Source organism: Deinococcus sp. YIM 77859 (assembly GCF_000745175.1).
Lineage (GTDB): Bacteria > Deinococcota > Deinococci > Deinococcales > Deinococcaceae > Deinococcus.
On sequence record NZ_JQNI01000004.1, the window covers coordinates 37058 to 49217 of the forward strand.

The following is a 12160-nucleotide window of genomic DNA, read 5'->3' on the forward strand; positions in this document are numbered from 1 at the left end:
GGTTGGTCGCGTCGGCGCGCCGCGCTGGCCCTCTAGCGAGTCCAGGCGTTGCGTACGTCTGCTGGGCGGGAGGTGCTTGCGGGGAGGCTCTGGAGGTAGCGGGCATACCGTTCCCGCTGCATCACCCGGCTCTCCGCGCTGGAGGCTGCCAGAATGTTTTGCTGTACCCCGACGGCCAGTTGACGGTCCATCAGGGTGCTGCCGTCGGCCTCACGAGCGGCCATGTCGTCGTAGTACTTGTTCAGCGCGGTCTCGCCGTCCCCGATCAGCTGCTGAATCTGCGGATTGACCAGCATGACCTCCAGCACCACCTGGCGGCCCTGCCCATCCGCGCGGGGCACAAGTTGCTGCGTGATCACGCCCTTGAGGGTGGCCGCCAGTTGCGTGCGAATCTGATGGATGCGGCCCTCCGGCATGGCGTCCACAATGCGCGTGATGCTGCTGGGAGCGTTGTTGGTGTGCACCGTGCTGATCACGAGGTGCCCCGTCTCAGCCGCCGTGATCGCCGCCTCGATGGTTTCCGGATCGCGCATCTCCCCCACGAGAATGATGTCCGGTGTCTGCCGCAGCACGCCGCGCAGGGCCTGCGCGAAGCCGTGCGTGTCCTGGCCGATCTCGCGCTGGGCGATGATGGCTTTGTGGTCCTCGTGCACGAACTCGATGGGGTCCTCGATGGTCACGATGTTGCGCCGGTAGTGCTGGTTGACGTGATGAATCATCGCCGCGAGGGTGGTGGATTTGCCGCTGCCGGTGCCGCCCGTGATGAGCACGAGGCCGCGCGGCTGCTCGATGAGGCGCTTCATGGCGGGGATGATGCGCTCGGCTTCCAGCAGTTGGAGGTCTTCGAGCGTGGGCGGCGCTTTGGGCACGGGCCGGAAGGTGAGTTTCGGCCCGCCGCGCTGGTAGCTGGCGTTCACGCGGAAGGAATGGCGGTCGGTCGAGAGGCGGAAGTCCGCTTCTTTCTCCTGAGCAAACACCGCGAACTTTTCTGAGCCGAGCATGGTCTTCAGCAGTTCTTCCAGATCCGAGATGGTGATCTCCGGCAGGTCCGGAACGGGGTGCCATTCCCCGTTGAGCTTCATGATGGGGGGCGCGAGGTGCTTGAGGATGATGTCCGACGCGCCCTGGTCCACGGCGTCTTCGAGGATGGCGCTGATGTCTTCCAGGGTGGGCGTGAAGGTCGCGGGTTCGGTGTTCAGGATGGTCATCGGTCAGCGCTCCAACTTCAGGCGTACGCGGGGATGAGGTCAAGTTCGGCGTGCACGACACCCTCGACGTCATCCAGGTCCACCAGGCCGTCAGCGACCTTGGCGTACCCGTCGGTGATGAGGTCCAGCATGCCGCGGGAGAGGGCGTACGCCCGCAGGGCGTCGACGGTGGCACCCGCGCTGATGAGTTCACGCATGCCCGCGTCGACCACCATGAGTTCGTGCACCGGGATCAGGCCTTTGCGACCGCGTTCGCACCTGCCGCACCCCGCCGGGTTGACCCGGCGGGCCTTGCCGGTGACGGGAAGTTGAGCGGCCCGCAAGCGTTCTTGCACGTGCTGCGGCAAGGCCGTTTCCTGCGAGCAGCGCGGGCACACGCGCGGCACGAGGCGCTGCGCCAGGACGCCCCGCAGCGCGGGCGCGATGTTGTAATCCTCGACGCCGATGTTCCGCAGGCGCTGCACGGCGCTGGGCGCGTCGTTCGTGTGCAGGGTCGAGAGCAGGAGGTGCCCCGTGTTCGCGGCGGCAATGGCGACTTTGGCGGTGACGGTGTCCCGGATTTCCCCCACCAGAATCACGTCCGGGTCCTGGCGCATCGCGGTGCGCAGGGCGCGCTCAAAGGTGTACCCGGTGGCCTCGTTGATCTGCGCCTGATTGATGCGCGGCAACTGGTACTCGATGGGGTCTTCGAGGGTCTGAACGTTGTTCTCCTCGGTGGCGATGCGTTTGAGCGCGCTGTAGAGCGTAAAGGACTTTCCGCTGCCCGTCGGTCCGGTCACGAGAATCATGCCGTCCGGTTGACTGATCATCTGCCGGAAGCGGTCGAGGGTGCGCGGGTGCATGCTCAACGCTTCGATTTCTGGAATGTCGCTGGCCTCCTTCAGGATTCGCAGCACGATCTTCTCGTGGCCTTCGGCAAGGGGCATGCTGCTCGCGCGCAGGTTCACCCGGCCCGTGCCCAGCCGCAGCAGGATGCGGTTGTCCTGCGGTTCTCGGTTGTTCCCCACGTCCATATTGGCCATGAGCTTGAGCACGCGAATCACGTTGCCCATGCCCTGCTTGTCCACGGTGTCGTTGGTCGCGAGCCGCAGGCGCTGATCGATGCGGTAGCGCACCTGCAACCCTGCTTCGGTGGGCTCAAAGTGAATATCCGACGCGCCCCGGCTCACCCCGGTCGTGATGATGTCGCGCACAAACCGTTTGACGGCGTTGTCGTCTCCGTCCAGCTCGACTTCGGGGGTGGGGCCTTGCCGCGCGACTTCCTGCGCGAGGTCCCGCAAGGTCGTGTGAACGGTGTACGCATCACGAATCAGGCGGTCAAGCACGGTGGAGGTCGTGAGCAGCAACTCGATCTGGGGTTGTCCGCTGCGCTCGGCAACGGTCGTGCGAATAATCACCTCGCGCTGCGGGGCATCGGTGAGCACCGAGAAGACGCCACCTTCCAGGCGGTAGGGAAACACGCGGTACGTCACGCACGTCGTCTCATCCAGCAGGTGCGTGACCTCCGGGCTGGGGGGGTGTTGCAGGGCGTCCACGAACTCCAGGTGACGCGAGAGCGCCAGGGCGCGGAAGGCCTGCTCCTCATTGATGCGTCCGGCTTTCAGCAAGGTCTGCTCCAGGCGGGGGTCTTGCAATTCGTGGGTCTGTACGTTCCCGTAGCCGAGTTGAATCAGGGCTTCCCCCGTGGTCATGCGCCGCGCGCGTTCCCGCGTACGCATGGGCCGGGGACCCGCCACAGGAGGATCGTGACGGGGCCGTAAGGGATCAGACGGATCCGTCAGCAGCGTGGAAGCGGCTGGGGGCGGCGACACCGGCACGCTCGGCTCAGCCGTCACGGGCAGCGGGTCCGGCACCATCGGCGTGACCCGCACGTCCGGCTCGGGTGTGGCGGCGGCCACGGGTTGCGGCGCGCTCACCACGGGCGTGACCGCCTCTTGCGCGGCAAGCTGCGCGAGGTCCACCGGAGGACGGTACTCGTCATCGCCCTGAGGCGCGGCTTCCAGCATGGGGGGGTTCGGAACCCAGGCGGGCTCGGTGGGGCGCTGCTTCGGGGCTTCGACCACCAGCTCGTCGGGGGGCAGGTAGTACAGGCCCGGCTCCTGAAAGGGGTTGCTGCTGGCGCGAACGAGGGTGCCGCCCGCTTCGGCCTCGACGATGCCGCGTGTGGCGTCCAGCACCCGCACCGCACGGTCCGCGCGAGCGATGCCGACCTTTTGGAGGGCACGCTCGATGACGGCCTCGTCAATAAACGTGCGGGCACGCTCCAGCACAAACGCGTCTTTTTCATGCTGTGGACTGCGTTGCAGCCTTGGGGGGACCCGCAATCGCCCCACCTGAAGGATGCTGAGTTTGGCTTCGGTTCGGACAAAGTCGCCGAACATCTCTTTCTTCATGGCTTCCTCAAAAAAACGGGAATGTTGGGACACGCTCAGCAGCGCCCCTTGTGCCACGGGCGGTAGCCGTCGAGCCAGACGTGCAGCCAGTACCCGACCAAGTACCCAGCCAGCGCGGCGAAGACGCTCTGGCCCGACACCCCCGTCCAGGGCAGGGTCAGCAGGGGACTGGACCGCATCAGCCAGCGCAACACGCTGAGCATGACGCCCATGACCGCCAACGCGTACCCGAGCAGCAGCAGGGGGCCGCGCACGAACGTATGGGTGACGCCCCGGTGCCGCACGAACAGGCTCAGGGGCCGCCACAGCTCCCCCCAGAGGCCCCAGTTGCGCCGTGCCCGCACGCGAACGTGCCCCGCGAGGTCGAGGTCCGGCGTGATCAGCAGGGTGCTCAGCAGCATTCCCCCACCAAACGCGATCAGGGTGTCCTGGGGAAGAGACAGCAGCAAGCCTGCGGCAGAGAGCACGGCGAGGGCACCCAGGTTGACGGCGGTGTGAACGTCGCCACTCGGCATGCGTTAGGGCACCTGAAGGGTCTGCCGCACGGTCGCGCCGGCCAGCCCCACCCGGTACGGCCAGGAGATCACGGGCGAGGAACCGGCGTCGGCGGCGCTCAGGGTCACGGTGCCGTAGCGGGTGGTCCCCGGCGGCACCACCATCGCGCCCAGGTTCGGCTTGACGACCACTGGACCGCTCACTCCAGTGACGGTGAGCTGCCGTTCGTCGAGCGACACCGCCTTGGCGCCTGCTTGCACGCGGTAATTCAGGACCAGGGTGTTGCCGTCCCGCACGGCCGCATACGTGATGCGGGGCGCGTCCGCCTCCGTCACGGTGAGCGGCGCGGAAACGGGCGTGCTGGAGGGCTGGACGTTGGTCGCGGCCGTGGAGGTTTCCGGTTCTGTCACGGTGACGCTCACGATGCTGCCCGCCTGGGTGCCCGTCATCATGACGCGCCAGGTGTAGGTACCGGACTCGGTGGTGATCACGATGGGGGTCGTGCCGTGCGTGGTGAGGCCCGCGAGCAGGACGCGGTTGCCGATCATCCGGGCGTCGACCAGCCCGCCGCGGGTCACGGTCACGTCCGTCACGGTATCCGGAAAGGTGAGGGTGGCGAGGGCACCGGGGCCCAGGTGGAGGGTCTGGGTCTGGGTAGCGGCCTGCTGGGCAGGCAGCGTGCGCTGCAGATCACGAGCGGCGAGCGCCGGACCGCCGGTGAGGGCGAGGGCCAAAAAGCCGTGGATCAGTCGGGGGGGCGTCTTCATGGGGAACCTCCACGTTGATTGTGGTGCCGGGGCGGGTTGGACGCGGCGATGCCCGGTCGAACACCGGCAGGTCACCCACGCATACGCACCTCACCTCACCGCGCATGACGGCCCGCCGCAGGGTGTCCTCGACGACGCGCCGCGAGCAGCCCGTGGCCCGCGCGAGCGCCACCACCGTGCGGGCCTGCGGAACGAGGGCGAGAATGCCCTGCGTGCTGATGCGGTCGGTGGCGTGGGGCAGGGCGGGCAGAAGGTTCAGGCGGCACGTTCCTCCCCGGTCGGCGGCTTGCCGCACCAGGCCGGTGCGGGCGAGCAGCGCGAGAAGGCGGGCCGTCTGGGAACGGTTGAGGCCCGTCACGCGGGCAAGGCGGCGGGCAGGCGCGTCCCCTTCGAGGAGGTGCTCGGTGGCGTGCAGGGTGGAGAGGGGAGAGAGAAGAGGCTGTCTCATGGTGAGGAGGCACGCGCAGCGTGAGGACCAAGCCGCGCGAGCAGGGCCTGCTGAATCAGGGCGTGCGCGCGATAGGGGTCCTGGGCGTACTGCGCGAGATACGCCTCTTTGAGGTCGGCGAGCGCCTGCACGTGCGGCAGGACCGGCTGCCCGCCCACGCGGTAGGCTTCGCCCTCGACGCTCACCACTGGGCCACCCGCCTGCTGCCGCAAGACCAGCGCGGTGAGGACGCTGAGGGTGAGCAGGCCGCCCTGCTGCTCGGACACGCCGTACATCTCCTGGAAGGTGCGCGTGAGGGTGTCGCGCGCCACAGCGCCGCGGTAGGGGAGGTCACTCTTCAAGGCGTGACCACGCGGGGCAGGGTGTCTTGCAGGCTGAAGGTGGAGCCTCCGGCCTGGCCCTCGACGCGGATGGTGTACGTGTTGCCCGACAACGCGATGGTCGCGCTGCTCACGTGTCGTGGCCGGGGCAGGCCCAGCGCCTCGCAGGAGGCGGGCAGCGTCACTGTAGTGGTGATCAGGGACCGGCGCTGCTCGGCGGTCGCGAGGCAACTCTGGAGGTACGCGGCGGCAATCTGGCGCTCCGCGCTTTCCCGTCCGAGCAGGAGATTCGGCACCAGCACGGCGGCAAGCACCCCGAGCAGAGCGATGACCACCAGCAGCTCGACGAGGGTAAATCCCCCCTGGTGGGGGTGCGGGGGGGGTGGAGGTGCGGAAGCAGGGCGGAGGAGGTGGACGCGGCCCAAGGGCGTGGCCAGGGAGCAGCCCCACGGGTGGGGCAGCAGGGGCGCGTCAAAGACCACACGGGGGTCATGCAGGACCACCCACGAGCCCCAGGTGGAGATGCGGCGTGGGGGGTAGCGGACAGTGACGGTGACGCGGGCGTGCGGGTTGGGGCGGGCGTCGTGCCACGCGAGGCGGGCCCGCTCGTACCACAGGGTCGCCAGGGCAAGCGGCCAACAGAACATGCCGATGGTGAGCGCCGCCGCCAGTCGCCACCCGCGCGGGTCCCGCGCCCGTTCGCGCAGGGCGCTGAGGGCAGCGAACGTCACCAGGACGCCCAGGCTCAGGTAGAGGACGGAGAACATACCTTCAGCTTGCCGTCGGGTCGGGTTGAACGCCCTCCAGACTGGAATGGAGAAGGAGACCATCGTGTCGCTCACGGCGGCTCAGCCGCAAGAACGTCCCGCGGAGCCTGCCCATTTCTTTTATCTAAGGGAAATTAGGCAAAATAACGAGTGCTTCCAAGGCCCAGGGTGGGGCTCCTTTTGCAGGCGGCCAGGGCGTTGATCGCCTGGCCGCTCGGGGCGTGCGCTGCTCCGTTTAGAGGGTGCCTTTGAGGGTGGTTGCGGCCTTGAAGGCGAGCTTCTTCCCGGCAGGAATTTGGATGCGCTCGGAGGTGCCGGGCCTGACGCCGGTGCGGGCGGCCGTGGCCTTGACGCTGAAGGTCCCCAGGCCGGGCAGTCCCACGCTCTGCCCCTGCCGAATCGACTCGATGATGGCGTCCATGGCGGCGTTCACGGCTTCCCCGGCCTGTTTCCGGGTGAGGCCGGACTTCTCGGCGACCATCTCCACGAGCTGGATCTTGCCGACCTTGGTGCTCTCGGCGCGCTCAGCCTTGGAGGCGCCAGCGGTCGTTGGGGAAGCTTTCGAGGTCTTCTTGGGCATGGGGTGCATCCTGACAGTTCCCGCCCAGGGGCACAAGCCGCCCCCCCTGCGGTAGGGGTCTGCGGGTCCGGGCGGCGTGCGTGGGCGGTGGGTGCCGGTGGTTTACCTGCGCGACTCGCACACGTCGGGCGAGGGACCACGTACCTTCCTGCGCTACTGGAAGGGCAAGAAGACGGTGCCGTCTACGGAAGGCCTGGTGCTCTAGTGGCAGCCTCCCGAGCCCCCGGCGCCGGAGTTGCCGCACTACCTCTGGTGGGGAGACGTGCCCGGGGGCCTGCTCACCAAGACCGCCCTGAAGGCTGAGGGCCTGAAACCCGGCGGGCCTCCCTTGGCGACCATCCGGTATGGGCGCCGTGGCCGCTATCAGGAAACCGTGCTGTATGGCCGCGCCCAGGCGGTACCGCGCCCCGGAGCAACCCCGGCCCAGCTTGCCGCCTTGAAGAAAGCCCAGGAAGTCCGCAAAGAAAACGAGGAGGCCGCCGAGATCGAGCGTGAAGAGGCCGAGTGGCAGGCGTGGCTGGAGGAGCAAGCCGCTGAGGGGCGAGCGGCCCTGCGCGAGATCGTGGCCCGGGGCAACTGGCTCTCCCTGGACACCGAGACGACCGACAAGGACGAGGACGCCGAGGTGATCGAGTGGCCCTGGTCTCCCCTCTCGGCGAGGTGCTGTTCGAGAGCCTGGTGCGCCCGCTCGGGCCGGTGAGCGAGGAGGGCGGTCCACGGCATGACCGACGAAGAACTTGCGGCGGCGCCGACGTGGCCCGAGGTGTACGCGCAGCTCGTGCCGCTGATCGGCACCCAGGAGCTGGTGGCGTGGAACGCGGCCTTCGACCGGCGGGTGCTGCGGCGGTCGAGCACATTACACGGCCTGACCTTCCCGGAAACGACGTGGCACTGCGCGATGATGTGGGGTGCCCAGATATGGGGCGAGTATTCGGAATACCACGACAACTTCAGGTGGGTCAGCCTCGACGTGGCGTGCCTGATCGAGGGTGTGCGCCTGGACGCTCGGCACCACCGGGCGGCCGGTGACGGCCAGCGTTTGAGTGCGCTGATGAACGCGGTGGCATAGGCAGCAACGCAAAAGGGCAACCTCTTTTTCAGGAGAGGTTGCCTCATCCTTGGGACTATCGGGCGTACTTGGTCGCAGTCACCGTGATGCTGGCGTCGTAACCTTCAAAAAGTTGTTCGACGAAGTAGTATTTGCCCTTGTAAGTGATGCCGTAGAAGTTCAGCCTCGCATCCCTGAACCCATGCCACTCCACCCGGGCGCCGCGTGCTTTCATCTGGTCGTACCAGCTCTTGATGGCGGCATTCATCGGTGCGTTTCCATTGCCGTTGGGAAGGTCCGGGTTGTGCCAGTTCAGAACTGCGCGGGCGGTGCAGTTGCCAACGCCAGCCTTGACTCGCTCAGCAGCAGTGAGACGTGTATTCGGAGTCAGAGTCTTAACATAGGCTTCCACGCCTTCAACCCGTCGGGGAGCCGCACAAGACCTGGAAGGCTGGGCCGTGAACTTTACATCATTTGCTTTTAAGTACAGAGGAAAATCTTTGAGAAGTTGTATGCTTTCAACTCCCTGAACAGGGATCGTCTGCTGAGAAGTTGCGCCACCCGCCAAGGCCGACGAGAGGAAAAGATTGAGTGCCGTTAGTGTGGCAATTCTGATCATACGCACCTCGCCTCTTATTGTACTCACTTTTATGAAGTCCACTTGAGTGAACTTTTCCACAACGGACTAAGGCGTTCCCTACTGAGAACGCCTTAGTATATGACGATGGCTGATGTCCGTCTGATGGTCAGCGTGTCATGTCAATGTCGGCTGTAAAGTTGTTAGAGGTCGCCCCGCCACTCGTGATTTGGACGATGGTGCTGTTGGGCCAGCGACAGCCACCCGTGTTGATGCTCGCCGTATTCCAGTATTGATAGGAGTAGGTCCCGTTGACGTATTTTGCGAGTTTGCTTTCCGTGTGAGCCGTCAGACTTCTTGCCTGAAACTTCGTGCCACCCGTGTAGCCAGCCAGTCCCTTACTGGCAATCGAAGCCATGCGCTTCAGGTACATGCTGGTGCCAGCGAAGTTGGCCCCCGCCCCGGTGACGTTGACGAGCACCGCAGAACCGCCGGTATCCGGGCGGTCAACGCGCAGTGAGGGTGCCCCATTTATCGGTCCAGGCCTTTTGCAACAACTAGCGTACCTCAGCCCGCCTTTTGCAGGCGGGCGAACTCGTTCGGTGACTGGCCGTCCAGACTGCTATGCGGTCTGACTTGGTTGTAATCCTCGCGCCAGGCGGCAATGACCAGTCGTGCCTCGGGAAGGCTTTGAAACCAGTGGAGATTCAGGCACTCATCCCGCACCCTCCCATTGAAACTCTCGATGTAAGCGTTCTCCATGGGTTTCCCCGGTGTGATGAAGACGTGGGCGATGCCCAACTCATGGGTCCACTGATCCAAGGCCTTGCTGATGAATTCGGGGCCGTTGTCCGTGGTGATGCTCGTCGGGCAACCCCTCACGGCCACCACCTCGGTCAGGCGACGCACCACATCCGCCCCGGTGATCGAGGTCCCGATGTGCATGACTAGGTTCTCGCGAGTGAAGTCGTCCACGACGTTGAAGACGCGAAAACGCTGTCCGGAGGCGAGCTGGTCGGACATGAAGTCCATGCTCCATCGCTGATTGGGTGCAGAAACCTCAGGTTTCTGCACCCGCTGCCTTCCCGTCAGCTTCTTGCGCCCCTTTTGCCGGACTGCGAGTCCCTCTGCTCGGTACAGGCGGTATACGCGCTTGTGATTGACCTGTGTCCCTTCGCGCCTGAGCAGCGTATGGAGCCGCCGGTATCCGAAGCGGGGACGTTCTTGCGCCAGGACCCGCAGACGGTCAATCAGAACTCGTTCACCCTCCTTTTTAGGGCTGTTATGCCTCTGGGTCGAACGCCAGAAGCCCAGTACCTGGCAGGCCCGGCGCTCACTGACCTGGAATTCACGGCGCAGGAACCCCACCATCTGCTTCTTGACGGGTGTTTGCGCCTGGGGCGTGGCCTCAGGCGTCACCACTTTTTTCCCACCACCTCCTTGAGCATCTGATTGTCCAGTGCCAGGTCCGCGACTAGCTTCTTCAGGCGGCGGTTTTCCTCCTCCAGCAGACGAAACCTCTTGGTTTCGTCTTTGGTCATCCCCCCGTAGCGCGCCTTCCAGCGGTACAGGGTGGTGATGGCCAAACCATGCGTCCTGGCGACCTCACTGATCGCTCCCCCAGCCTCAACCTGGCCGAGGATGTCCAGAATCTGCTGCTCGGTGTACCGTTTCCCCTTCATATGACCCCCAGATTGCCACTGGATTTGCAATCGGACTGGACCGGGAAACGGGGGGCACGTCACTGGCTCCCGTCTCGATCCGTGATGTTCGCAGCGAGCACTTTCACGCCCAGCAGCAGACCCTGGGTATCCACGATCAGGTGATGCTTCCGCCCGTTGATTTTCTTCCCGCCGTCGTAGCCTCGGGGCCCCCTTTTTGCGAGGTCTTCACGCTCCTCGAATCCACGATCCCAGCCGTGGGCACGGCATTTCGCCCGAGGGCCTCACGCATCTGAGCCCGGAGCGCATCGTTGATGCGCTCCCATAGCCCGCTCTTCTTCCACTGCCGGAAGTAGTCGTACACCGTTTTCCAGTGAGGAAAATCAGCGGGCAACAGGCGCCACGACACCCCACCCCGTTTGACGTAGAAGATGGCGTCCACAACGTCCCGACGATCTATTCGAGCTGGTCGCCCACCTGCTCGTGGCGCAGGAATCAGTGGTCCGAGAATCGCCCACTCCGCATCACTGGTGTCGGTTGGGTAGGTCCGGCGTCGAGGCACGCAAAAATGGTAACCTTTTCATGACAACGCTCCTCCTACACGCTTTCCAGACAGCCTCTGAGGCAGGGGAATGCGGTGATGATTTCATTCGTCCCCGACTTTGTGGAGATGAGTACGGTGGTTTCACCGCTGGTTCCAATAGGTTTACCCCTCAGTACCTGACAGGTTAGGCTTTTTGCCGTCCAGGAGCAGGAAAAGGGGATGTGAGCAGTTCAACGTACGTGTAGAACGCGGTTTTTCCCCAGCGCAGGGCAGCGCAGAGCAGGTCATGCCCCAAGGCGAACCATCCAGGTCAGCGCCAGACTGAGCAGGCCAAAGAGGCGAGAGAGGCGGTCCGGCTGGGTCATGTGGGTCTGTTCGAGGTTCAGACCTCGCGTCTTCAGCGCGGAGAACGTGCATTCAATGCCCCACCTACGGCGGTAGGTCGTGAGGGTATTCCAGAGAGACAGGTCAGAAGCGATCAGGACGCGCTCTCCCTGCGGGGAGAGCGTCGATACCACCTGCATCCAACTGCCATAGACCAGGGCGCGCTCGAACACGCCCCGCACCTCCCCAGGCTTCAGGTTCTGGAAGTGGTTTCGCGCAGGTTCGTCGTCCAGCAGCGTATCGTCCCGAATCCGAATGCACCGCTTGATCTTGCGATCCCGCAGGAAGTTGAACCATTCCTGCCCGATAAACTCCCGGTCGGCAATCAGGACGGCCCAGCGCCGGGCCGGGAGACGCTTCAGGAGCAGCCCGACCAGCAGCATCCGGCCCCGCAGGTCACTGTTGCCGCCCATCGGGTCGCGCGAAGCGTCGCCCCTCGACCATGCGGCAACACCTGCCAGGTCAGGGGTAGCACCACGTCACCGAGGGCGACCCCCAGCACCAGGAGATTGAGGTCCGCAACGTCGAGCTTCCAGTTCGTCCGGTCCAGCACGAAGGTCAGCTTCCCAGGAGGAAGCAGCGGGAGCAGGACGTCTTGGACGTCCTGCGGCGTGAGGTTCGTCTCGTGGAAGGTCCGCGCCACCATCCGGGTGATGGAGGTGGGTGAGGCAGCACGGTCGATGTGCTGCGCAATCTTGCGGTGCAACGTGGATTCAGCCTGAAGGATGCCGAACAGCACCTCGGTCAGCCGACGGAGGGAGTCCGAGCGGTGATGAGGCAGCCGTTCCTTGAGGTACGCGGCGAAGGTGTCCACATGCGACAGGGCGGCACTGGGCTGAATCACACCTCCATTTGCCGCCCCTCGTCCTGCTGTTCTGCGTCCTGGTCGACACTTCCCTCAACCTGTCAGGTACTGAGACCGCGGTGCCTCAACGTGCGCGGCATGATGAGCGCAATCTGGCGCGGCT

The 12160-nt window shown here is 65.2% G+C and carries 16 protein-coding genes and 1 pseudogene; 3 read left to right on the top strand and 14 right to left on the bottom strand.

Annotated elements, in window-relative coordinates:
* Nucleotides 1-32 precede the first annotated feature (32 nt).
* The 8 genes from EI73_RS13340 to EI73_RS13375 all read right to left on the bottom strand — a co-directional run bounded on the left by EI73_RS13340 (nt 33) and on the right by EI73_RS13375 (nt 6978).
* Nucleotides 33-1208, bottom strand: coding sequence for a type IV pilus twitching motility protein PilT (locus EI73_RS13340; protein ID WP_051935615.1), 1176 nt, complete (start codon nt 1206-1208; stop codon nt 33-35).
* Nucleotides 1209-1225: 17 nt separating this feature from the next.
* Nucleotides 1226-3601 carry a GspE/PulE family protein gene (locus EI73_RS13345; RefSeq protein ID WP_156103601.1) on the bottom strand — a complete coding sequence of 792 codons (2376 nt, stop codon included), beginning with the start codon at nt 3599-3601 and terminating at the stop codon, nt 1226-1228.
* Between the two features lie 35 nt (nt 3602-3636).
* Nucleotides 3637-4116: a DUF2227 family putative metal-binding protein gene (locus EI73_RS13350; RefSeq protein WP_034388485.1), complete on the bottom strand. Its 480-nt coding sequence runs from the start codon at nt 4114-4116 to the stop codon at nt 3637-3639.
* Between the two features lie 3 nt (nt 4117-4119).
* Nucleotides 4120-4863 carry a hypothetical protein gene (locus EI73_RS13355; protein WP_156103602.1) on the bottom strand — a complete coding sequence of 248 codons (744 nt, stop codon included), beginning with the start codon at nt 4861-4863 and terminating at the stop codon, nt 4120-4122.
* The gene (locus EI73_RS13360) at nt 4787-5311 is read right to left on the bottom strand and encodes a helix-turn-helix domain-containing protein (protein ID WP_034388491.1); all 525 of its coding nucleotides are present in this window, start codon (nt 5309-5311) and stop codon (nt 4787-4789) included. Before EI73_RS13360 ends, EI73_RS13355 begins: the two co-directional genes overlap by 77 nt.
* Entirely contained in the window at nt 5308-5652 is a 345-nt protein-coding gene (locus tag EI73_RS13365) for a hypothetical protein (protein ID WP_034388493.1), read from the bottom strand. Before EI73_RS13365 ends, EI73_RS13360 begins: the two co-directional genes overlap by 4 nt.
* Complete coding sequence (locus EI73_RS16570) at nt 5649-6398, bottom strand: type IV pilin protein (protein WP_034388496.1); 750 nt, start codon at nt 6396-6398, stop codon at nt 5649-5651. Before EI73_RS16570 ends, EI73_RS13365 begins: the two co-directional genes overlap by 4 nt.
* A 235-nt stretch (nt 6399-6633) precedes the next feature.
* Nucleotides 6634-6978, bottom strand: coding sequence for an HU family DNA-binding protein (locus tag EI73_RS13375; RefSeq protein ID WP_051935617.1), 345 nt, complete (start codon nt 6976-6978; stop codon nt 6634-6636).
* Between the two features lie 76 nt (nt 6979-7054).
* Between EI73_RS13375 and EI73_RS16860 the strand changes: the two genes are divergently transcribed.
* The 3 genes from EI73_RS16860 to EI73_RS15705 are packed head-to-tail and all read left to right on the top strand — an operon-like array spanning nt 7055 to nt 8047.
* The gene (locus tag EI73_RS16860; protein ID WP_255344510.1) at nt 7055-7183 is read left to right on the top strand and encodes a hypothetical protein; all 129 of its coding nucleotides are present in this window, start codon (nt 7055-7057) and stop codon (nt 7181-7183) included.
* 57 nt (nt 7184-7240) lie between these two features.
* Nucleotides 7241-7678: a hypothetical protein gene (locus tag EI73_RS15700; protein WP_156103603.1), complete on the top strand. Its 438-nt coding sequence runs from the start codon at nt 7241-7243 to the stop codon at nt 7676-7678.
* Between the two features lie 21 nt (nt 7679-7699).
* Nucleotides 7700-8047, top strand: a complete 348-nt coding sequence (locus EI73_RS15705; protein WP_051935619.1) for a 3'-5' exonuclease — start codon at nt 7700-7702, stop codon at nt 8045-8047.
* Nucleotides 8048-8102: 55 nt separating this feature from the next.
* Here the strand turns inward: EI73_RS15705 and EI73_RS16385 are convergent, their stop codons facing one another.
* From EI73_RS16385 to EI73_RS13415, 6 genes and pseudogenes are all read right to left on the bottom strand, one after another.
* Nucleotides 8103-8645 (bottom strand): hypothetical protein, encoded by a 543-nt coding sequence (locus tag EI73_RS16385; protein WP_156103604.1) that lies wholly within the window; start codon nt 8643-8645, stop codon nt 8103-8105.
* Between the two features lie 127 nt (nt 8646-8772).
* Nucleotides 8773-9084: a hypothetical protein gene (locus EI73_RS13395; RefSeq protein WP_034388503.1), complete on the bottom strand. Its 312-nt coding sequence runs from the start codon at nt 9082-9084 to the stop codon at nt 8773-8775.
* Between the two features lie 86 nt (nt 9085-9170).
* Nucleotides 9171-10285, bottom strand: a protein-coding gene (locus EI73_RS16025; RefSeq protein ID WP_156103433.1) for an IS3 family transposase whose coding sequence is annotated in 2 segments (ribosomal slippage) — nt 9171-10036 and nt 10036-10285 — 1116 coding nt in all. Because the reading frame shifts where the segments join, the coding sequence is not laid out codon by codon here.
* A 59-nt stretch (nt 10286-10344) separates the two neighbouring features.
* The gene (locus tag EI73_RS17005; protein ID WP_156103640.1) at nt 10345-10446 is read right to left on the bottom strand and encodes a hypothetical protein; all 102 of its coding nucleotides are present in this window, start codon (nt 10444-10446) and stop codon (nt 10345-10347) included.
* Nucleotides 10422-10826, bottom strand: a complete 405-nt coding sequence (locus tag EI73_RS13410) for an IS5 family transposase (protein WP_034388506.1) — start codon at nt 10824-10826, stop codon at nt 10422-10424. The genes EI73_RS17005 and EI73_RS13410 overlap by 25 nt, the downstream gene beginning before the upstream one ends.
* A 166-nt stretch (nt 10827-10992) precedes the next feature.
* Nucleotides 10993-11931 (bottom strand): annotated as a pseudogene (locus EI73_RS13415) (transposase).
* Nucleotides 11932-12160: the final 229 nt, after the last annotated feature.